The sequence below is a fragment of the Hungatella sp. SL.1.14 genome, assembly GCF_024460495.1.
Taxonomy (GTDB): domain Bacteria; phylum Bacillota; class Clostridia; order Lachnospirales; family Lachnospiraceae; genus Hungatella; species Hungatella hathewayi.
Genome location: NZ_JANFYJ010000003.1, coordinates 227,642 through 247,832, shown reverse-complemented (window position 1 = coordinate 247,832; position 20,191 = coordinate 227,642). Strand labels below are relative to the sequence as shown.

Here is a 20,191-nt window from a genome sequence, read left to right as displayed (position 1 = left end):
GTTCCCCTTCACCGGATGTGCGAAAATCCGGTCCCCTCTTTTCCGTCTGTGGCTGTCAATCTGCAGAACTTTGTTGTATAATCTATATAAATTACTCTAAATAAATGAATCTTTATCATTTCAGTCCGTTTCATCGGACCCGGAGGTGACTGCCATGTGGTTCTGGTTATTTATGTTTTGCTGCAATCTGCTTATCCCATGCACAATGATTGTATTCGGATGGATCATGCGGGAACATCCGCCCAAAGATATCAACAGCAGCTTCGGATACCGCACCCGGATGTCCATGCTGAATGAGGACACCTGGAAATTTGCTCATAAAACCTGCGGAACCTTATGGCGGAAAACTGGCTGGATTACGCTCTTCCCCTCCGCCATTGTTCAGTTTCCGTTTCTCCACAGCAGTGATGACACCATTGGCACGGTTGGGCTCATTCTTTGCCTCCTTCAGTGCGCGGTGCTGATCGGTTCCATCCTCCCTGTTGAAAGAGCACTGAAGCGGACCTTCCATCCGGACGGGACAAGGAAATAGTCACCGTCGTCATTCATGCAGCCGTTTAATAATCTTAAATATAATCGTTCCCTCCATCACAAGCGGCTGGGAGTGGGCAAAAAACACAATTCCGTCAGCCGGTGAGAGAATCCTGCTGATCACTTCGCCTTCATAGGGATCGATGATCTCCGCCAGAACATCTCCCCGCGCCGCCTCTTCGCCGGGCCGGAAAAACGGTTTATAGATTCCTGCCCGGTCGGTCCTGACGCTGGCCAAATCCCCCTCTTCAATCACAGTAGCGATATAACCGCTGTGACTCTGGTAACGCACCATCCCCATCCTGGTCAGAAAACGCAGCACCGCGGCCACCGCCCGTTTTGCTGATTCTTCATCAATCTTGTCGGTAGCGCTTGAATACACGGAAAACGCATTGGTCTGATTCATCTGCCAGTTATAGTTCAATGTCGTCGTATCAAACGGACTCACCTTCCTGACCACCACATAAGGCAGACCGAACAGGTTTGCAAGGCTTGGGTTCTGGTAGCCCGTGTCCATCATCCGCACGTGCGGTACAAAATCGCCGGGAATATAGAAACTCGTAAACTGAATCCCATAGTGATACTGCCTCGCCACATCAAAGACCCCCGCCGCGATCCGTTTCGTCGTCTCTCCGCCCGAATCTCCCGGATACATCCGGTTAATGTCCGTATCATCCGTCGGCCAGAACCGTTTACTGATATTCATGGAGGAGGGATTGACGGAGGGAATCACCAGAATCTCATTATTTTTTACGATTGCGCCCCGCTCTTCCAGTTCCTTTAACTTTTTCACAAGCTGGGAACAGATGTAGAGCTGCTGGATTTCATTGCCGCGGCAGGCGCCCACGATACAGGCCGATTGTTCGCCTTTTCCGAAATGATATCCATAGATATTCATATCCGCCCGGTATAAATTTTTCTGGGTGTAAATGACTTCCTTTCTCATTCTTCCTCACCTCCCAGTACACGGGCGATCAGAGAGCCGCCGGAAACCACGGGGTATTCCCGGAGCGTAAAGACCATACCTGATACCGGAGACGTTACCGTCTCAAGCACCGTTCCATCAAGAGGATTTAAAATCTCTCCGATCCGTTCTCCTGCCCTCACCGTCCCCTGATGCTCTGCCGATGGAATGAAAATTCCCGGTGTGTTGGCATGGACAAGACCGATTGTCCTGTGGTCCGATGTCAGCGGTTCCTTCGGTACAATTGTCCTGCCGTCCCAGATTCCCAGCTGTTTCATCAGGCACAGGATTCCCTCTGTCAGCCGAAGTCCGTAACTTCTGGTAATCCTCATTCCCACGCCCATTTCCACCACCACCGTTGGCACACCGCCGGCATTTAAGCCGTGAGCCAGTGTGGATTCCAGTACGGTAGCCGCCCCGTGAACCCAGATAAAGTCCGTATTCAGCAGCTTTGCATAGGGAAGAAGGTGTTCCGCTGTCCCCTCACTCATGCGCACCTGCAGGATTTCACGAAGAAAGATGTTGCTGGCATGAATGTCCACACAGAAATCCGCCCCCGCAATATCCCCCATAATCTGTCCGGCCATATGCTCCGTCACCGCGCCCTCGTCACTCCCCGGAAAGATCCGGTTCATATCGATGTCAAATCCGGGGACGCCTCTGGTGATGGAATCCACCCCCAGCGGATTCATGGCCGGATAGATATCCACGATTCCCTTCACATGCTCCTTCTGCTCCTTAAGAACCCGGTTCAGCTCATAGCAGACATACTGCCCTTCCAGTTCATCCCCGTGTATGCCGGTCACGATACAGATTCTTTTTTCATTACCTGTCATCTGCTCCGGCTGTATTCTGTTTTTATAGATCGTAAGCCGCTCATCAATGGCGAGCCCTACGGATGCCACAGTCTCTATCATTTGTCCTATCACCCTTTTCGGAAGCCGCTTGTCTCATTCGAATTCCTGTTAAGAATACCGCAGTACCCGAAAAAGGTCAAGCAAAAGGAGGAGAAACGGCAACCGGCTTCAGCAGACCTGATGCCTTGAAAAGATGGATTTAGAGCCCCAGATCCCCGCTGCAGCCGCCACTGCCGCAATGACTCCGACCATGACCGTAAGAGGAATCATAAGCCCCGCCGCCGGAATGCCGCCCGCCGTCATGACCCCGGAAATACTGATGCTGTTGGCCGGGAACAGTATCAGTATGCGCCTTGCCGCCTCGCTCCCGGGACTCATAAACATGGGCGCCAGATAGGTGACAGCCGCCAGGATAATGGATACAAAGGAGGTCGGGCAGAGAACCGAGAACAGCAGGGTAAGCCCGGTCACTGTAATGGTCGACATCATAGCCAGAAACGCTGTCATAAGCGCTGCCTCACAGCATTTAAGCGGCTGCCGGATTCTTGAAAATACCATCATCTCACTCAGCTGAATATCCGTATCCCAGCCCGCCAGCCCCCGCCCGGCACAGAACATCATAAATCCGATGAGCAGAATCACAGCTTCCATCGTGATACTGAAACAGAATGCGGAGAAAACCTTTGCCAGCACACACCGCCTTTTACCATACCGGGAGGTCAGAATCAACGCATCCATCCCGCTGGTATATTCATCTGAAAATACAGGCGAGACGATAATTACCACCAGGATTCCGGACATCAGGACAAGATACATCATACTGTAAAGAAACGATTCCCACCGGCTGGACATGCCGAGCACCGGCGGTTCATCAAATTCCGGAAATACCTCCTGAACCGTTTTGCCGTTCCACGTTCCATCCCGCTCCGCAAACAGATTCGCAACCGGATAGTACGTGTTGTTGGATACGTCCCCCGTCGTCATCCCGTCTGTCCTCGGAAATGCAGCCAGAATCTCCTGCACCTTCTCATCGGTCAGAGGCCCGGCAAACCGGTTTGTAATCTCTGTATTGTACGCTTCGGCCTCCGCGCCGAAAAGCTGTTCCCCATCCTGTGTCACCGCCCACTCATTTCCGAAGATCCAGGACCAGAGCATGGTGGCATACAGGATCGCAAAGATTCCTATTGCAATCAATACGAGCTTCTTTTTAATTAATTTTGAAAATTCGAATTTTATTAATTGTTTCATCAGTCATTCTCCTCCTCAAAGTAGTACAGGTATAAGTCCTCCAGAACCGGTTTCACCGGAACGGCATTTCCGGCCGGACGTTTCTCTGAGATGACCCGCAGAACCGAATACTCACCGTCATTTCTCAGATTTCCAATGGTGTATTTCTCATTCCAGTGTTCCGCCTCACCGGCCGGAACCCTGCACTCCCAGACGTATCCCGTGATTTCCTTCGTCACCGCCTCCGGTTTTCCCTGATGGATCAGTTTTCCCGATTTCATGACAAGAATCTCATTGGCAATGTATTCGATATCAGATACAATGTGGGTGGACAGCAGTACAATCTTATCCTTGGAAAACGAACTGATCAGATTCCGGAACCGCACCCGCTCCTTGGGGTCCAGCCCTGCGGTCGGCTCATCGAGAACCAGAACCTCCGGATCGTTTAACATGGCCTGTGCGATCCCCAGCCTCTGCTTCATACCGCCGGAAAAAGTCTTGATCTTCTTGTTTTTCACCTCAGACAGACCCACCAGTTCTAAAAGTTCCCCCGTCCTTGCCGCGGAAGCACTCTTTCCCAGCCCCTTTAAAGCCGCCATATACATCATAAATTTATCCGCCGTAAATTCCGGATAATAGCCAAACTGCTGCGGCAGATACCCCAGCACCATCCGGTAGGCATCCCCCTGTTCCGAGATTGGCCGTCCGTCATAGAAGACTTCCCCGGAAGTCGGTCTTAAGATATCACAGATCATGCGCATCAGCGTGGTCTTCCCCGCCCCGTTGGCTCCCAGAAGCCCGTACACCCCCGCTTTCATGGTAAAATCCATACGATCCACTGCAATTTTTGATCCGTACTGTTTTGTCAGTCTGTCTACACGCAGTTCCATACGACTGTCTCCTCTCTGTCCATCTGTTTTAAAACCCCGTATCCGCTCACCAGCAGAAGAACGAATCCCGCGGTTCCGATTGCCGCTGCCGCCCCCGAAGATACTGCAGACGGCAGATCCGGAAGATACTGCTTAAGCATAAGCATTCCTCCCGCCATACAGATCCCCGCCGCTGTCAGAACATACCCGCTGCAGTGACGCTTCAGCACGCGAAACAGCCACAGATAAACCGCATTGGAAAGTAAGAACGGCGCCAGAACAGCCAGAACAGCCCCCGAAAGGCCGCTTCCCCTGTTCCCCACAGCCGCCATCAGAAAAATCAGAAACACTCCGTCCACGATTCCCATGACCGCCATTTTTGCAGCCATCAGCTTTCTTAAATGAAAGCAGCAGCTCTGTTCCAGCTCCCACATTCCAAGGCTGAAGCTCTTTGTCAGTTCCGGCACACAGATCACTCCCAGAAATGGAATCATGGCCGATACATTCCAGAGATACCACTCCTCGTTCTGCCCGTTCGAGATTCCAATAGCCAGAAGCAGAAAAACCGCCTGTAACATCCATACCGACGGCGCGATAAACTGCGCCAGCCGCCACATATGGCGCCACATGCTCCGATCCGGCGCCAAACGTTTTTTATCCGCCTCTTCCCTTAAGAGAACCCACAGCTTCTGTTCCTGGAGTGCCGTCATATCCGGCGCTTCATACTGTTTCATCATACTTCTCAACCGTTTCTCCTCTTCGGAAGCTTCAAATTTCTCTTTCATATCCGCAGATCACCTTCCTTTCCCAGGAACTGCTTCATCTTTTCCATTCCCTGCCTTAATCGGGATTTCACTGTGGGGATCCCCGCTCCTACGACTGCAGCGATCTCTTTAAACTTCATGTCGTAGTAGAATCTCAGGATGATCACATCCTTCTGCATCTCGGGCAGCCGGTCTAAAGCGGCCTGTATACTGTTTTTCATCTCCGCACGGCGGTATCCTTCCTCTTCCCTCTGTTCCCCTTCCAGAGCTCCCGTTTCCATGGTTACGTGCTTCCTGCTGCGAAAGTAGTCATTGCACACATTTCGTGCAATTCCAAATATCCAGGCACGAAAGTGATCGCGTTCCGCATAACCGTCCAGAAACCGGATCACATGGAGGAATGTATCCTGGGTGCAGTCAAAGGCGCTCTCCGCATCTCCTGTTTTATAAAAGCAGAAATGGTAAATCTCCTGATAGTACTTCTTCGCCAGTGGTTCAAACAGTTCCTTTTCTCCCTGCTTAATCCTCCTGACCATCTCTTTTTCATTCACTCCCTGTCACCGCCTTCCTTCTGTTCTCTGTCCGGCCGCTTCCGGCAGTGTTTTAATTACATATAATATAACGGGGAAAACTTAAGAAAAGATTTATAAAAATAAAAAGTTTAAGGTGAAAACGCCATAACATTTTCACCTTAAACTTTTTATCAGCAATGAAACACCGCCTGGTTTTAAGCAGGCCGCCAGGCATCCTGCACTTTATCTGCCCCAAAGAAACTCCTTACACGTTCTCCGGCTCAATCCTGTTCTCTTTTTTACTGTCCACAGCACCGCTGACCATACGATACACGATACAGATTCCAATCGTAGCGGCCATATCCGGCAGTGTATTTCCCACCGGAGTATCCACACGCATCAGAATGCGGTAGAGGACAAAGCCGCATGCCCAGATCAAAAGATTCGGGACATGAAACTGCACGGCTTTGAAATCATTATTTAAAGTCAAACCGCCTTTTGCTGGCGGCGTTATTTTTGACTTTCGCGGCAACCTCCAGGCGAACGTCCCAGCGTATCCGTCTGCCCCGCTGTCCGCAAATATAAACGTATCAGCAATCTGAATCGCAATCATCGGTGCAAACACAGAACCGATAAGATAAAGGAAACCGGTAATGTTGTCCATGGGATAGACAACGGCTGCGATCGTACCAATCACCGTAACCGCGATGGCCGCCCATTTCTCCTTCACTGTATGGGAAATGACCGTGCTGGATACACCGGCGGAAAACGCGTCCAGAAATGTAGTCGTAACGGTGGATAGGACAATGATAAACAGACCGGCGATTCCCAGTCCCGCCTTAACCATAATGACCGCGATATCGTATGTCCCTGTAAACAGTGCCGCTCCCATGCCGATCACATACATAAAGCAGCTGACCACACCGTAGACCAGAGTACTCGCCAGCGTTGCCTGGAACGGTTTTTCCGCCTCCCGCGTATAGTCGCTGATTAATGGAAGCCAGGACAGCGGCATGGCCACAGACAGCTCCACCGCGGCGCCAAAGCTCATACTCTCATCAGATACAAAGCTGCTTCCGCCGTGGCTGGAGAATATTACCCTGCCAAGTATCAGAGTCAGAAGAAACAAAAGCGCCATCGCCACCGTGTTGAGTCTGCCCAGATTTTTAAGTCCAATGAGAATCCAGACGATAATCAGTGCTCCAATCACAAGACACCACACCCAGGCGCCGGTATTGTATATGCTGTTCGCCGCCAGTGCACCGTCATAGATCATGATTGCGGTCCAGCCCACAAGCTGCAGGACATTTAACACGGCAAACAGGAGACAGCCCTTGCCGCCGAAGCTGAGTTTTACCGTCTCCATCGCGCTCAGCCGTTTCATTCCTCCGATAAGGCCTGCAAAAAACAGCATGGCGCAGCCAATAAAGTGTCCCAGTAAAATGGCCGCCAGCCCCTTTTCAAATCCCAGCGGTGCCAGGTACGTTCCGGTCAGGATCTCTGCGATCGAAACACCGGCTCCAAACCAGATCAGACCGTTGCTTAAGGTACTCGTTCCTTTATTTTTCATCACCGGTACCTCCACAGGCTGTTCTCACGTCATTTACGCCTGACTTTCCGGCACATTCCCATCCTGACATTTCTTCGCTCTCTCCGTACTCTCCTGCAATGGCGAACGCATGATTCATGGGTCCGCTTCCCTTACCCAGATCCAGCATATCACCGAGCGCGCCGGATAAATACGCTTTCGCCCTGCCCACCGACTCCGCAAGACTGCGCCCCTTTGCCAGATTTGAAGCAATAGCGCTGGACAGCGTACAGCCGGTGCCGTGGGTATTGGCCGTTGCAATCCGTTTCCCGTAGAACCAGAGATATTCACCATCCGCGTATAAAAGATCATTGGCATCGTTCAACTGATGGCCGCCTTTACAGAGAACGGCACAGTGATACGCATCTCCTGTTTCCTTCGCGGCCCGTTCCATATCCTGTGCCGACTGAATCGCCATACCGGATAACACTTCCATCTCCGGAATATTGGGTGTGATGACATCTGCCAGCGGAATCAACATCTCTTTCAGTGTAGATATGGCTTCATCGCTGATCAGCTTCGAGCCGGCCGTCGCTACCATGACGGGGTCGAGAACAATGTTTTTCGCATGGTACTGCTTCAGTTTTTCTGCTATCACCCTGATCAGAGCACTGGACGACACCATACCGATCTTCACCGCATCCGGGAAAATATCCGTAAATACATCGTCAAGCTGCTCCGCCAAAAATTCCGGAGTTACCTCCATGATACCTGTTACGCCGGTAGTATTCTGGGCTACGACGGCCGTGATTGCGCTCATCCCGTAGACTCTGTGGGCAGTCATTGTCTTTAAATCTGCCTGAATTCCGGCGCCTCCGCTGGGATCTGTCCCGGCGATTGTTAATGCTGTTTTCATCTTTCTTTCTCCTGTTCGCATTAATTTTTCTGTAACGATAACCAAGAGCATGCACAGCTGGATCGTTACACTTTTGTTAAGCGACAGAAGGTGGTGCCCCCAATCTGCCGCTGGTCTGCAGGCGGTGCTGTCCCGATCTGTTAACAGCGGCCGCCGCCTTGCTCTATTTCATTTTCATTTGCCGCCTCCGGAAGCAATCCGGAAAAAGGCGGGAAAATCATTGAAATCCTTTAAATAATAATCTGAAATCCGTTTTAGCTCTTCCTGGTCTCTTTCACTGGCTTCATCATAGACGCCTGCGACCGGAAAACCTGCCGTTTTCGCGGTTTCCGCCGCATACAGGGCATCCTCAAACACCCATGTACGAATTTTCTCCGTACCGAGACAGGACAGCGCCGCGTAATAGATATCCGGCCGGTCCTTGCCCGCCCCGGTCTCCGTACAGGTAAATATCTGCTTAAAAAACGGTTTAAGACCGCATCGGGAAAGCGCCGCCTCCACCTCCGTCCGGCTGCTGGAGGTCGCGGCCGCCATCTGAAAGCCGTGGGTTTCCAACCGGGTTAGAAACTCCTTTACTCCCGGTTTTGGAAGAACCTCCTCCCGGTAATAACGGCTTACGGTTTCCTCCACGCCCTTTACAATCTCCGCTTCGGTCTGATCCAGACCATACTGTTCTCTCATGTAATTTGCGGCCTGCTCCATACTCATGGGCAGTAAAATTCTCCCCAGTCCCGGTTCGGCTTTTCTGCCTGAGTGTTCCAGATACCACTCTCCCGCATGATCCCACATAGACATGGAATCCAGGAGCGTTCCGTCTATATCAAAGATGGCTCCTTCCACGTTTTTTTCCTTTCTGACGGCACTTTTATCAGCCTGCTTTTCTTCGTATTCTGCTTCTCTTCTCAGTCCGCTTCATTTCCCGCATCGGCTGTTTCGGCAGCGGCGCGTTTTAATTTTCTGGCTGCTGCCTCGATATCTGCCTCTGCAAAAATGGCGCTCACGACTGCCACACCGCAGATGCCGCTTCCGGCGAGTTGTTTCATATTATCTGCTGTAATTCCTCCGATTGCCACAACCGGAATCTGTACCGCCCCACAGATGGCTTTCAGTGTCTGGAGGCTCACGTCGCTGGCATCCTTTTTCGTTCCTGTGTGAAACACGGCTCCTACTCCCAGATAGTCGGCTCCCTGCTTTTCTGCCAGAAGCGCCTGCTCCACCGTCTGCGCAGATACGCCGATAATCTTGTTTTTTCCAAGCCTCCTGCGGACATCACCTGCTTCCATGTCACTCTGGCCCACATGGACACCATCCGCATCCACGGCCGCCGCGACCGCGGTGCTGTCGTTGATGATAAAAGGCACACCGTATCGCCCGCACAATTCTTTTATGGACTGTGCCTCGGCGATAAAAGACTCCTCCGTCATTTCTTTCTCTCTCAGCTGAATCATCGTGGCGCCTCCCTTCAGCGCCCGCTCCACCTGGCTGTACAGAGTCTCTTCCCCAAGCCAGCTCCTGTCTGTCACTGCATATAACAGCAGGCTTTTTTTATCTAATTTCATAGCGTGCCCCCTTCTCCAGAGTATCACCATCCATTTGGCAAACTGCGTCGATGATACGGTTCCTGTACGTAGCATTGCCCTCGAAGCTTTCCAAATGGCTCCAGCCAATCTCACCCGCCAGTCCCATGGCGCAGACAGATGCGGCTGCGGCCTCCAGCAGGTTGTCCGGATTCGCTGCCAGATAAGCGGTCATAAGCCCGGACAGCTGACAGCCGGTTCCGGTGATCTGCCCCATTTCCGGCCGTCCGTTGCGAATCACAAAGGTCCTGCTTCCATCCGATACCAGGTCAATCGCACCGGTAACGGCAATGATGCAGCCAAGGCCCGCAGCCATCTCCTTCACAAACGTAATGGCAGAGGAAAGCGTTTCCTCCGTGACAGCGTCAGCCGCATCGGCATCGACGCCCTTTGTTCTGCCAAAACCCCGGGCCAGCGTCTTAATTTCGGAAATATTTCCGCGAATTACATCGAACCGAACTTCTTTCATCAGGTTTAGTGCAGTCTCAGTACGAAAGGTACCCGCACCGGCACCGACTGGATCAAGCAGTACTTGATGTCCCAGCTCGTTGGCTCTTTTCCCCGCCAGAAGCATGGACGGAACGGTGTTTTGATTCAGTGTTCCGATATTAATGTTTAAACCGCTGCAGATTGTGGTGATGTCCTCCACATCATTTCTGTCATCGGCCATAATCGGGCTGGCTCCGCAGGCCAGCAGAATGTTGGCCACGTCGTTAACCGTGACGTAATTCGTGATGTTGTGTACCAGCGGCGCTTTCTTTCTGACATTTTCCAGACATTCCTTTAACATGATATCCTCCTTTTTGTGGTAAGGATTTAAAAGCATAAGAATCCGGCAGGCCGGATAAATTTTGTTCCGCAAAACTTGCATTTTAAGAAACAAAAAAAGCTGCAATGAGGCCCCACAGGTATCATTGCAGCATAAAAACACATGCTTTTCTATGTTCCCTACGTTGGCATTATCCAAATCAGGTTAATGGGTTAAGGCAGTACAGCCTACTCTCAGCCCGCTTTGCACGAGCACCCCGTTTTCGATTACAAAATTTATTATACTACGGATGAGAAAAAATTCAAGTATCTATTTCATACATTCAGCAATACAAGCGCAGCCAGAATCACACCGCACCCAAACGCCTGGTGCTTCGTCATCCGGTCCTTTAAAAACAGTATGCTTACAACACAGACCACCAGCACGGCGCCAACGCTGTAGCACGGATATACCACATAGGCAGGCAGCTTCGTCACTGCCTTTAACAGCAGAAGGCTGGAAAGATAGTTCGGCACCCCCACCGTAATTCCGCTAAGAAGCTCCGCCGCCTGCAGTTTCTTCTTTTCCCGTTTAAGTTCTGCGGCGAAAAGGGATGAACTTAAGAACAGAGCGGTTATAAACGTATAAAACAGAAAAAGGCCGTCATAACGCCGTTCTCCAATATGTTCAAATACCTTTGCCATACCATCTCCAATCCCGTAAAAAAGGAGCAGCAAAAGAAGCCCTGTTTTAAATGAGGCTTTTGCCTCTCCTTTCTCAAAGTGGATCAGTAAAATCGCAGCCAGTACTAAAAGCATCCCCACCATCTGAAGCGCCGTCGGCCGCTCTCCCAGAAAAAGAATCGAAGCTCCTACAGGAATCAAAAGCCCCAGTTTTGAAAATGTGGTTGCCAGCACTGCGCCATTTTTCCGGATATTCAACTGAAACAACAGCAAATCCGCCAGAAAAATAAATCCGTTGAATACCCCGGCAGCCATAGCTGTCCACATGGCTCCGCTTACGGGTAATACCGTTTTTTCTGACAGGGAAAGCCAGGCCATCAGCACACAGGTTAAATAATTTCCCACAAGAAGCCCGTATCGGCTGCTGTTTGGCCGCCCCGACAGACGCAGCGCAATCGCCATGGAAGCACTGCAGAGCAGGGCGAGTATCAGTTCTATCATTTTACTGTTCTCCCTTTTCGTATGATCTTTTGTAAATGCAGCAATTGAGCGGCTTTAAATTTACCGACTTCATGGCCATAAAACAATCATAAATCTATGTTATTTCAACAAAATCCTGTCACATATCTTCTATCATACTAAATTATATCGTGAAGTCAAGCTGGTTTCCTAATTATAGCCGGTTCAAACATATCCCCATATCATGTTAAAGAAGGGATCATACACTCTAATCCGTGCAGTCCTGACTATTCTGCCAGTGCTAATCAGTTTCCAGCAATAGGATTCTTCTTTTATATATCCTTAAAAAAAGGAATATGCTGATTAGAATAGAGCATACTTCCGAAATCGGCCAGCAAAACCAGATAAGAGCCATATCTCCAAACTGAGCCAGAAAATAAGCCAGCGGAATCCTGATCACCAACTGCCTGGACGTAGTTACGATCAGGCTGTAATGGCCATTGCCAAGCCCCTGAAACAACGAACTGCAAATCACAGAAACCGGGGAAAGCAGAAAAGTAAATCCAACAATGCGAAAAATCGGAATACCTACCCGCAGCATCTCCCGCGTAGGCTGAAAAGGTGACATCAAGGCTTCCGGAAAGAAAACAAAACAGGATGAAGCCAAGGCCATAATAAAACAGCCATAGATCAGTCCCCATTTCACAGAAGCCATTATCCTCTTTTTATTTTTTGCTCCATAATTATAGGCTGCAATAGAAACCATACTGCTGTTTATACCGATCATTGGGGTCTGGACAAAATGCTGAAGGCGGTTGTAAATCCCAAATACCGCCACCGCCGTCGTAGAATACGCTGCCACAAGACGGTTCATCAGGAACGACATAAGAGAAGTGACAGAGGCCATGACTGTCGTAGGAATTCCTACGCGAAAAACAGCAGCCATCATATGGCGATCCGGACGAAACCGTTTCAGAGAAAAGGACAGTTCTGTATTTTTTCTTAAGTTTAACCAGACAGCCAGACCCATGGCAATCCACTGGCCGCATACCGTAGCCAGCGCGGCCCCCCGGATCCCCATAGCAGGAAATCCAAACATGCCGAAAATAAACACTGCATCCAGAAGTATATTAATTGCAGCCCCAGTTCCCTGAGTTACCATCGTACATGTATTCTTACCCGTAGCCTGTAACAGACATTCAAACGTAACTTCCCCGAAGATTCCGAAGGAACCTATCATACAAAGCTGCAAATACTGCACTCCATAAAAAATGATTTCCCTATTATCCGTCTGCAGCAGAAAATACGCTTCGGTAAAAAATAAGCCAAAAATCAGAAAAATAAGCATACAGAAAAATTCAATCAAAATCCCGTTTAAAGCTGCTGCAGAAGCCTGATCCCGGTCCTTTTTTCCAAGACAGGAAGTTACCAGCGCATTAATTCCTACTCCCAGGCCCGCTGCAGTAGAACTCATCAGGTTTTGTGCGGTAACTGCCAGAGAAATAGCGGCCAGAGCATTTTCACCCAAGCGTGATATAAAAAGGCTGTCAATAATATTGTACATAGCCTGTACCATTAATGAGACGGTAAGCGGACACGCCATATTGAACAGCAAATATGGTATTTTCATAGTTCCCATTTTATTTTCTTTGTTTCCAGAAGCTGGTTTCATAAAATCCCCTCATTCCCATATCAGGCAGCCTGTAATCGTTTCGATCTTATTTACATAAAACAACGTCAGAGTGCCTCTTTTTTTGTCCCGTCAAAAAACAGAACAGTGCCATAACGAGATATGCGTTAACGCAGACAACAAAATTAAAGCGGCCGTTCTCATAGCCAAACATACCTGCAATGGCAGTCATAATAAACTTGGAAAGAAAGCTGCCCAGGCTTCCGAAAACATTCAGAAAAGAGGCTGCATTGCTTCGGGCATAACCTGGTATCTCCAGTCCGACAAATACCTGAAGAGCAGGCATATTCACGCCAAACCCAATTCCAACCAGCATTGCTCCCACCCCCATAATAACAGCATTAGAGCTCAAAGCCATCAGCAGATAACCGACCGACAGGAATAGGTATGCCCCTCCCAAAGCACGTATCTCCCATTTGTTAATAAATTTATAAAGCCAGCCGCCGGCTACTCCTGACAGGGTAACCAGAGATAAAATTACTGCAGCTGTCATGGAACTTCCAAATCCACTCTTCATCACTACATCAGAAGTTTCTGTAACGCAGACATAGAACAATATCATATGAACAAAGTAAAGATTACACCATTTCAATATAGGGCGAAACATGGAAAGCGGAATTTTTTTATTTTTTTCCTCATCGGTAAGGGCAGGAGGCTCCGGCATGAATCTTATAACTATCAACAATGCAGGAAGTACCACAACATAGATCAAAAAGGTTGCCTGCCAGCCCCATCTGGCACACGCTACACCGCCCATCATCTGGAACATTACAGCTCCAATATTAGTAGAAACAGCATTTAAGCTGGCTTGCTGATGCACCTCAGCCCCGCGGAAAACAGACATCATGACAGGCATGATTAATGGAGTCAGAATACCCGTTCCACAGCCAAACAGAGCTCTCCACAAAAGAATCAGATAAAAATTATGAGTAAAAAACGGAGCAACGCCACTGATCAGATTACAAGTCAGACCACAGACTGTCAACACACGGTAAGACACTTTTTTTCCGGCTATCTGCCCGCAGAACAGAGTCATGGGAATCGCCAAAAGTGAGGGGATGGTGGTAAGAAGTGAAATCATGGTGGAAGGGATATCCGGATAAGCTTCTCCCACACTGGCCAGTACCGGACTTACCGCACTGGAAGCCAGCGTCAAAAAGGAGAGTGCCACAAGGGTATAGGACGTTGCTTTTTTATTTTGTATCATAGAATCTCCTCTGTATATTCCAGTCCTTAAAAATGGCCCGAAACGCTGAACATGCAGCATTCGGGCCCTACTATCAGTTCTTTTTAGAAAGATGGCATGCTACGAGATGGCCTCCCCCTGCATCCTTAAGGGAAGGAACCTCTGTCCTGCAGGCATCCGTTGCATAAGCACACCGGGGATGGAACGGACAGCCAGAAGGTGCATGAATCGGGCTCGGAACCTCTCCCTCCAGAAGAATGCGGTTTCTTTTCTTCTCCTCATAATAATCCGTTATTGGAACCGCGGAAAGCAGTGCCTTCGTATAGGGATGGATCGGATTGGTATAGATTTCCGCTGCATCCATAATCTCAACAATATGTCCCAGATACATGACTCCGATTACATCGGCAATATGACGCACCACTGCCAGATCGTGAGCAATAAATACATAGGTAAGCCCAAGACGCTCCTGAAGCGATTGAAACAAATTGATGACCTGGGCCTGTATGGATACATCCAGGGCAGAGACCGGTTCGTCGCAAACAATCAGTTCCGGATTACAGGCCAGAGCTCTTGCAATCCCAAGTCGCTGCCTTTGACCACCGCTCATTTCATGTGGATACCGGTCTCCCATTTCCGGTAATAATTCCACGGTCTCCAACAGTTCCTTCACTCTGGCGGCCACGGCGGCCTCCGTATATTTTTCCCTGCCGGTAACCACGGCCTCTTTAATAATCGAGTATGCAGACTGACGGGGATCCAGAGAACCATAGGGATCCTGGAAAATCAGCTGAATCTCCCTGCGAATCGATTTAATCTCATCTTTTGATGCTCTGCTGAGATCCATTCCCTTATAGTAAATATGACCCTCTGTCGGTGTATTGATCCTCAAAATACATTTTCCTGTAGTTGTCTTTCCACATCCTGATTCCCCTACCAGACCGAAGGTTTTCCCTTTTTCCACTTCAAAAGAAACATCATCTACTGCCTTCACGCAGGAAGTTGTCTTTCCAAAGACAGATTTGGCAGCGGGGAAATACATTTTTAAATTTTCTACTTTTAACAGTGTTTCTTTTTCAGGCACTTGTTTTCCCCCCTCTCACATCCAGATGGCAGGCCATAAAATGGCCGTTCCCGTCAATGGGCCGAAGTTCAGGTGCTGCTGCATTTCTGCACTTATCGCACGCATATGGACATCTTGGGTAGAAGGAACAGTATTCCGGATGTTTGCCAGGTTAGGCGGAGCACCCTCAATTGGAATTAACTTCTCATTCCGATTGTCAACCAGTTTGGGTACGGAAGCCAGGAGTCCAAGAGTATAGGGATGTCTCGGATTGGTCAAAAGAGCTTCTGTAGTACCTGACTCCACAATGCGCCCGGCATACATGACATAAATACGATCCGCGTAACGGGTTACCAGCCCCAGATTATGCGTGACTACTATGATGGAAGTCCCCTTCTCTTCCACAAGAGAGAGGAGAAGCTCCATAACCTGAGCCTGCGTTGTTACATCCAAAGCTGTGGTCGGCTCATCCGCTATAATCAGCTTGGAATTACATGCCACAGAGATGGCAATCATGGCCCTCTGGCGCATCCCTCCACTCATTTCAAACGGATAGTTTTTCATGCGTGCTTCCGGGTCTGGAATGCCTACTGCAGCCAGAGCTTCAACGCCTCTCTTCCATGCCTCCTGTTTACTCATATTCTTATGATGCGCCCGAAGGACCTCTGTCAGCTGGTTTCCAATCGTATAAACCGGATTTAAGCTGGTCATAGGCTCCTGAAATATCATGGAAATACCATTTCCGCGGATATTGCACATCTGCTTTTTGGAATAGGTTAACAGATTCTCACCTTCAAACCAGACCTCGCCTCCAAGAATTTTTCCCGGAGGAGACTGTATAAGCTGCAGAACAGACAGCTGAGTTACAGACTTTCCACTTCCAGACTCACCAACCACCGCGACAACTTCTCTTTCATTTACATGAAAGCTTACATCATTAACTGATTTTACCTCCCCTGCCTCCGTAAAAAAGGAGGTACGAAGATTTTTCACATCTAATAATACTTTTTTCTCTTCCATTATATTTTCCCCCTCAGTCTTGGATCCAGGGCATCACGGAGTGCATCACCTACGACGTTAAAGGCAATCACCACCAGCATAATACAGATACCGGGAAGAATCGCTACCAGCGGCTGATTAAACAGATACTTATAACCTTCCGAAACCATAACCCCCCAGGCAGGTGTAGGAGGAATAATTCCCACGCCTAAGTAACTGAGAGTAGATTCCAGCATGATGGCCGTTCCTACGTTCATGGTAAAGGTAACAATCAGGGAAGCCAGACAATTGGGTAACAGATGACGGAACATAATTACAAGCGGCTTCTGTCCGATCAGATTGGAAGCTGTAACGTAATCATTTTCCCTCAGGCTGATTACCAGACCATTTACCATACGGATGTAACTGGGAATGATCGAAACTCCAATGACAACGCTGATACCTATCAGGTTTCCTGTTACCATGGCTGAAAGTACCATCGTAAATATAATAGGGGGTATGGCAATCATTGCATCCGTAATCCGCATCACAAGTGTATTGAGCCATCCGCCTACGTAACCGGCAATCAGACCGATCGAGGTTCCCAGTATGGCCGCCCATATACTGGACAGCAGGCCTGTAATCAGAGATACTCTGGCACCATACAAAAGTCTTGTCAAAGTATCCCGTCCAATATTATCGCAGCCAAGTAAATGCTCACCGCTGGGTCCGGCCAAAATATAGCGAAGATTCTGTTCATAAGGAGTATACCGGGTTAAAACCGGTGCAAAAACAGCAATAAATACAAACGCTGTGATGATACCGAAACACAGCTTAGTCACCCAGCCCCGGCTGAAGAATATCCGGAAGAAGCGTTTCATGCCAACTGCACGTTTTGAATTTTTCTTTGACATACGGCTCACCTCCAGGACTTACGGATACGCGGGTCCACGAATCCATATAGTAAATCAATCAAAAAGTTAACCAGAACTGTAAACACGGAAATCACAAATACACAGCCCTGTACCACCATATAGTCTCTGCCGTTAATCGCACTTACAATTAAAGTACCAATACCGGCAATATTGAACACCTGCTCTACCATCAGGGAACCGCCTACTACAACGCGTACCTGCAGGCCTATGGTAGTAATAACAGGAATTAATGCATTTTTAAGCGCATGCTTGTAAATAACACTTTTTTCAGCCAGCCCATTGGCACGTGCCGTACGGATATAATCCTGGTTCACGACCTCCAGCATATTTGACCGTGTCTGCCGTGCGACCGATGCCAGAAGACTAAATGAAAGGATCAGAATCGGCATGACTCCATAGTAGATGTATTGACCGAAATTTTCACCTGGCGATACATATCCGGACAGCGGCAGCCAGCCCAGCTTCATGCCGAAAATATAGATTCCCACGATACCAAGCCAGAACTGTGGCGCCCCGAGTCCTATGGTACTGACAAATGTAATCAGGTTATCAATAAATTTTCCACGCCGTATGGCACTGATAATACCACACAGGATCCCCAGGATACTGGAAAGAATCAAAGCGGGCAGACCTATGGATATGGTACGGGGCAGTCTTTCAGCCAGACAGGTTAATACCGGACGGCTGTAAGTAATAGAATCGCCTAAATCTCCGCGGAGTGTATCTGTAATCCAGATGAAATACTGTTCCACTATGGGACGATCCAGATAGTATTTCTCGCGGAAGGTTGCAATATCCTGTTCTGATGCTTCCGAGCCGAGAGCCAGAACAGCCGGATCTCCGGGAAGCATATGAACCAATGTAAAAGAAATTACAGAGACCAAAAATATGACTGCAACAGATATTCCTAATCTCTTTAAAATATATCGACCCATAATAATCACCACCTTTTCCTGCACAAAACAGGGCATACGTCACATCTCAGGCTGGTAACGCATGCCCATTTTCTAATAGTAAAAATTATTCAGCCTCTTTCCACAGTTCATTCCATGTAGCGACATACTGCTGAACTGCTCCGTAATCACCATGAAGTTTCGGACTGGTCACTGCAGTAGAATAGGTTATTGATACAGTATAAAGCTCTACATTATCCTGGAACAGAATCTTGACCGCTTCCTTTAAGTTTTTGCTTAAAGTTTCCTGATCAGATACAATTGCTTCATTAATAAGGCTTACCGATTTGTCATCATGCAGGAATGTAGCTCCGCCGAATCTGGCGCCTGGAATCATATTGGCTGCAACCTGGGAGAACTGACCATTTCCCAGACCCATGGGATGGAATAAAATGCCGTCCCATTCTCCAAGATAGTTTGCATAATTGGCAACTTCAATCTGATTTAATGTTACAGTTATGCCGACCTGTTGAAGTTCCGCCTGAATAATCTGGCAGACACTCTTTGCAAAATCCCCTACCTGGAAATTAATTGTCAGTTCAAAACCATTATCATATCCTGCTTCTTTCAGAAGAGCCTTAGCCTTTTCCACATCGTATCCATAGCCTGTAACTTCACTGTTATATTCTGCTGAACTGGAAACGGCCCACTGGGTAGATGCTGTTCCATAAGCACCGTTCCCCAGGAGAGATTCGCAGATTGCATCTGAATCTACAGCATATGCAATCGCCTGACGTACACGCAGATCCTTTAACGGACCATCTGCCTGGCTGTTAAAGCAAAGAGTGTAACCAGTAGAAGGAATAGCGGCATTGGTCAGTGAATATCCCTTAGCCTTTAATGCATCAGCTGTGATCGCATCACCTGACAGATTCATAATATCGAGATCTCCTACTTCCAAGGCCGCCTGCTGCGTCGCTGTGGAAGCATAAATCTTAAAGTTGACACCGTCTAAGTAAGGTGTTCCACGCCAATATCCATCATATCTTTCTGTATAGATGCCTTCTCCATGCACCCATTTCGTCACCTTAAATGCACCGGTTCCGACAGGTGTCTCGTTAAACCCATCTACCCCAAGGGATTCCACTGCAGAAGGGCTGCAGATATAGCAGGTACGGGCCAGACCGTAATCAAACAGTGCATCCCATTTTGACATATGTACTACAACTGTTTTTTCGTCAACCACTTCAACACTGTCCACATAATTAAAGTAAGATCCTGTCAAAACACCATTTTCCTTATAGTAATCCAGATTCCACTTTATCGCTTCCGCATCCAGCGGAGTCCCATCCTGGAAGGTAATTCCATCCTTTACTACCATTGTGTAGGTCAGTGCCTCCGGATCTCCTTCAAAGGATTCTACCAGATATGGCTGCGGTTTACCGGTTTCGTCATATTGCAGCAAAGTTTCATATATGGCAGGTGCAAGAACGGATTCATTCGAGTTGCGCAGCATCCAGCCCTGCAGGGTAGTCGGATCATCTGTAATAGGAATATTAACCGTTCCTCCAGAAACAGGTTCACCGCTTTCTGCAGCAGGGGCCGCAGTACTTTCCTCCCCAGCTTCCTTACTTGTGGTAACCTCACTTTCATTCGCCTTGCTCTCACCAGCCATTGTCTCACTGGCACTTTTGCTTCCACATGCTGCCAAAGACATGCTCATGGTAACTGCCAACACCACTGCAATCAATTTTTTCATTTTGCTTCCTCCCTCGTATTATTATCTGATACTATAATTGATGTACCCAGTA

General features: G+C 48.6%; 19 protein-coding genes, 1 pseudogene and 1 riboswitch. Of the genes and pseudogenes, 1 reads left to right on the top strand and 19 read right to left on the bottom strand.

Translation table 11 applies throughout. The features are described 5' to 3' along the window. Window positions 1-154 precede the first annotated feature (154 nt). Window positions 155-532: an SdpI family protein gene (locus NE473_RS05040; RefSeq protein WP_055649364.1), complete on the top strand. Its 378-nt coding sequence runs from the start codon at window positions 155-157 to the stop codon at window positions 530-532. A 9-nt stretch (window positions 533-541) separates the two neighbouring features. Here NE473_RS05040 and NE473_RS05035 read toward each other — a convergent pair whose 3' ends face one another. The 19 genes and pseudogenes from NE473_RS05035 to NE473_RS04945 form a co-directional block, all read right to left on the bottom strand. Beyond that, on the bottom strand, window positions 542-1,477 hold the full coding sequence (locus NE473_RS05035; protein ID WP_006773531.1) for a M14 family metallopeptidase: 936 nt from the start codon (window positions 1,475-1,477) through the stop codon (window positions 542-544). Beyond that, window positions 1,474-2,412, bottom strand: a complete 939-nt coding sequence (locus NE473_RS05030; protein ID WP_055649363.1) for a M14 family metallopeptidase — start codon at window positions 2,410-2,412, stop codon at window positions 1,474-1,476. The genes NE473_RS05035 and NE473_RS05030 overlap by 4 nt, the downstream gene beginning before the upstream one ends. Window positions 2,413-2,520: 108 nt before the next feature. Next, entirely contained in the window at window positions 2,521-3,600 is a 1,080-nt protein-coding gene (locus tag NE473_RS05025) for an ABC transporter permease subunit (protein ID WP_055649362.1), read from the bottom strand. Then, window positions 3,600-4,469 (bottom strand): ABC transporter ATP-binding protein, encoded by an 870-nt coding sequence (locus NE473_RS05020; protein ID WP_055649361.1) that lies wholly within the window; start codon window positions 4,467-4,469, stop codon window positions 3,600-3,602. Before NE473_RS05020 ends, NE473_RS05025 begins: the two co-directional genes overlap by 1 nt. Further along, a complete protein-coding gene (locus tag NE473_RS05015; protein WP_055649360.1) occupies window positions 4,454-5,233 on the bottom strand; it encodes a hypothetical protein in 780 nt (259 codons plus the stop codon). Before NE473_RS05015 ends, NE473_RS05020 begins: the two co-directional genes overlap by 16 nt. Then, complete coding sequence (locus tag NE473_RS05010) at window positions 5,230-5,763, bottom strand: RNA polymerase sigma factor (RefSeq protein ID WP_055649359.1); 534 nt, start codon at window positions 5,761-5,763, stop codon at window positions 5,230-5,232. The genes NE473_RS05015 and NE473_RS05010 overlap by 4 nt, the downstream gene beginning before the upstream one ends. Before the next feature lie 226 nt (window positions 5,764-5,989). After that, complete coding sequence (gene cytX, locus NE473_RS05005) at window positions 5,990-7,294, bottom strand: putative hydroxymethylpyrimidine transporter CytX (protein ID WP_055649358.1); 1,305 nt, start codon at window positions 7,292-7,294, stop codon at window positions 5,990-5,992. Beyond that, a complete protein-coding gene (gene thiD, locus NE473_RS05000; RefSeq protein ID WP_022033574.1) occupies window positions 7,284-8,168 on the bottom strand; it encodes a bifunctional hydroxymethylpyrimidine kinase/phosphomethylpyrimidine kinase in 885 nt (294 codons plus the stop codon). Before thiD ends, cytX begins: the two co-directional genes overlap by 11 nt. Window positions 8,169-8,342: 174 nt before the next feature. Further along, window positions 8,343-9,008: an HAD family hydrolase gene (locus NE473_RS04995; RefSeq protein ID WP_055649356.1), complete on the bottom strand. Its 666-nt coding sequence runs from the start codon at window positions 9,006-9,008 to the stop codon at window positions 8,343-8,345. Window positions 9,009-9,070: 62 nt separating this feature from the next. Next, window positions 9,071-9,727, bottom strand: coding sequence for a thiamine phosphate synthase (gene thiE / locus NE473_RS04990; protein ID WP_055649355.1), 657 nt, complete (start codon window positions 9,725-9,727; stop codon window positions 9,071-9,073). Next, complete coding sequence (thiM, locus tag NE473_RS04985; protein ID WP_055649354.1) at window positions 9,714-10,535, bottom strand: hydroxyethylthiazole kinase; 822 nt, start codon at window positions 10,533-10,535, stop codon at window positions 9,714-9,716. The genes thiE and thiM overlap by 14 nt, the downstream gene beginning before the upstream one ends. A 138-nt stretch (window positions 10,536-10,673) precedes the next feature. Next, window positions 10,674-10,783: riboswitch (TPP riboswitch) on the bottom strand. Between the two features lie 45 nt (window positions 10,784-10,828). After that, window positions 10,829-11,677, bottom strand: coding sequence for an EamA family transporter (locus NE473_RS04980; protein WP_055649353.1), 849 nt, complete (start codon window positions 11,675-11,677; stop codon window positions 10,829-10,831). A gap of 259 nt (window positions 11,678-11,936) precedes the next feature. Next, on the bottom strand, window positions 11,937-13,307 hold the full coding sequence (locus NE473_RS04975) for an MATE family efflux transporter (protein WP_055649352.1): 1,371 nt from the start codon (window positions 13,305-13,307) through the stop codon (window positions 11,937-11,939). 46 nt (window positions 13,308-13,353) lie between these two features. Further along, entirely contained in the window at window positions 13,354-14,532 is a 1,179-nt protein-coding gene (locus tag NE473_RS04970) for an MFS transporter (RefSeq protein WP_055649351.1), read from the bottom strand. Between the two features lie 73 nt (window positions 14,533-14,605). Continuing rightward, complete coding sequence (locus tag NE473_RS04965) at window positions 14,606-15,595, bottom strand: ABC transporter ATP-binding protein (RefSeq protein ID WP_006773506.1); 990 nt, start codon at window positions 15,593-15,595, stop codon at window positions 14,606-14,608. Continuing rightward, window positions 15,588-16,594: pseudogene (locus NE473_RS04960) on the bottom strand (ABC transporter ATP-binding protein). Before NE473_RS04960 ends, NE473_RS04965 begins: the two are co-directional and overlap by 8 nt. Beyond that, the gene (locus tag NE473_RS04955) at window positions 16,594-17,466 is read right to left on the bottom strand and encodes an ABC transporter permease (protein ID WP_006773504.1); all 873 of its coding nucleotides are present in this window, start codon (window positions 17,464-17,466) and stop codon (window positions 16,594-16,596) included. Before NE473_RS04955 ends, NE473_RS04960 begins: the two are co-directional and overlap by 1 nt. 5 nt (window positions 17,467-17,471) lie before the next feature. After that, the gene (locus NE473_RS04950) at window positions 17,472-18,422 is read right to left on the bottom strand and encodes an ABC transporter permease (protein WP_039891595.1); all 951 of its coding nucleotides are present in this window, start codon (window positions 18,420-18,422) and stop codon (window positions 17,472-17,474) included. 85 nt (window positions 18,423-18,507) lie between these two features. Continuing rightward, the gene (locus NE473_RS04945) at window positions 18,508-20,139 is read right to left on the bottom strand and encodes an ABC transporter substrate-binding protein (protein ID WP_022033582.1); all 1,632 of its coding nucleotides are present in this window, start codon (window positions 20,137-20,139) and stop codon (window positions 18,508-18,510) included. Window positions 20,140-20,191 lie beyond the last annotated feature (52 nt).

Excerpts from the sequence above, each read along its gene's own strand:
- NE473_RS05040 (WP_055649364.1), top strand. The coding sequence starts at position 155 with ATGTGGTTCTGGTTATTTATGTTTTGCTGCAATCTGCTTATCCCATGC.
- NE473_RS05035 (WP_006773531.1), bottom strand. The coding sequence starts at position 1,477 with ATGAGAAAGGAAGTCATTTACACCCAGAAAAATTTATACCGGGCGGAT.
- NE473_RS05030 (WP_055649363.1), bottom strand. The coding sequence starts at position 2,412 with ATGATAGAGACTGTGGCATCCGTAGGGCTCGCCATTGATGAGCGGCTT.
- NE473_RS05025 (WP_055649362.1), bottom strand. The coding sequence starts at position 3,600 with ATGAAACAATTAATAAAATTCGAATTTTCAAAATTAATTAAAAAGAAG.
- NE473_RS05020 (WP_055649361.1), bottom strand. The coding sequence starts at position 4,469 with ATGGAACTGCGTGTAGACAGACTGACAAAACAGTACGGATCAAAAATT.
- NE473_RS05015 (WP_055649360.1), bottom strand. The coding sequence starts at position 5,233 with ATGAAAGAGAAATTTGAAGCTTCCGAAGAGGAGAAACGGTTGAGAAGT.
- cytX (WP_055649358.1), bottom strand. The coding sequence starts at position 7,294 with ATGAAAAATAAAGGAACGAGTACCTTAAGCAACGGTCTGATCTGGTTT.
- thiD (WP_022033574.1), bottom strand. The coding sequence starts at position 8,168 with ATGAAAACAGCATTAACAATCGCCGGGACAGATCCCAGCGGAGGCGCC.
- thiE (WP_055649355.1), bottom strand. The coding sequence starts at position 9,727 with ATGAAATTAGATAAAAAAAGCCTGCTGTTATATGCAGTGACAGACAGG.
- thiM (WP_055649354.1), bottom strand. The coding sequence starts at position 10,535 with ATGTTAAAGGAATGTCTGGAAAATGTCAGAAAGAAAGCGCCGCTGGTA.
- NE473_RS04980 (WP_055649353.1), bottom strand. The coding sequence starts at position 11,677 with ATGATAGAACTGATACTCGCCCTGCTCTGCAGTGCTTCCATGGCGATT.
- NE473_RS04975 (WP_055649352.1), bottom strand. The coding sequence starts at position 13,307 with ATGAAACCAGCTTCTGGAAACAAAGAAAATAAAATGGGAACTATGAAA.
- NE473_RS04970 (WP_055649351.1), bottom strand. The coding sequence starts at position 14,532 with ATGATACAAAATAAAAAAGCAACGTCCTATACCCTTGTGGCACTCTCC.
- NE473_RS04955 (WP_006773504.1), bottom strand. The coding sequence starts at position 17,466 with ATGTCAAAGAAAAATTCAAAACGTGCAGTTGGCATGAAACGCTTCTTC.
- NE473_RS04950 (WP_039891595.1), bottom strand. The coding sequence starts at position 18,422 with ATGGGTCGATATATTTTAAAGAGATTAGGAATATCTGTTGCAGTCATA.
- NE473_RS04945 (WP_022033582.1), bottom strand. The coding sequence starts at position 20,139 with ATGAAAAAATTGATTGCAGTGGTGTTGGCAGTTACCATGAGCATGTCT.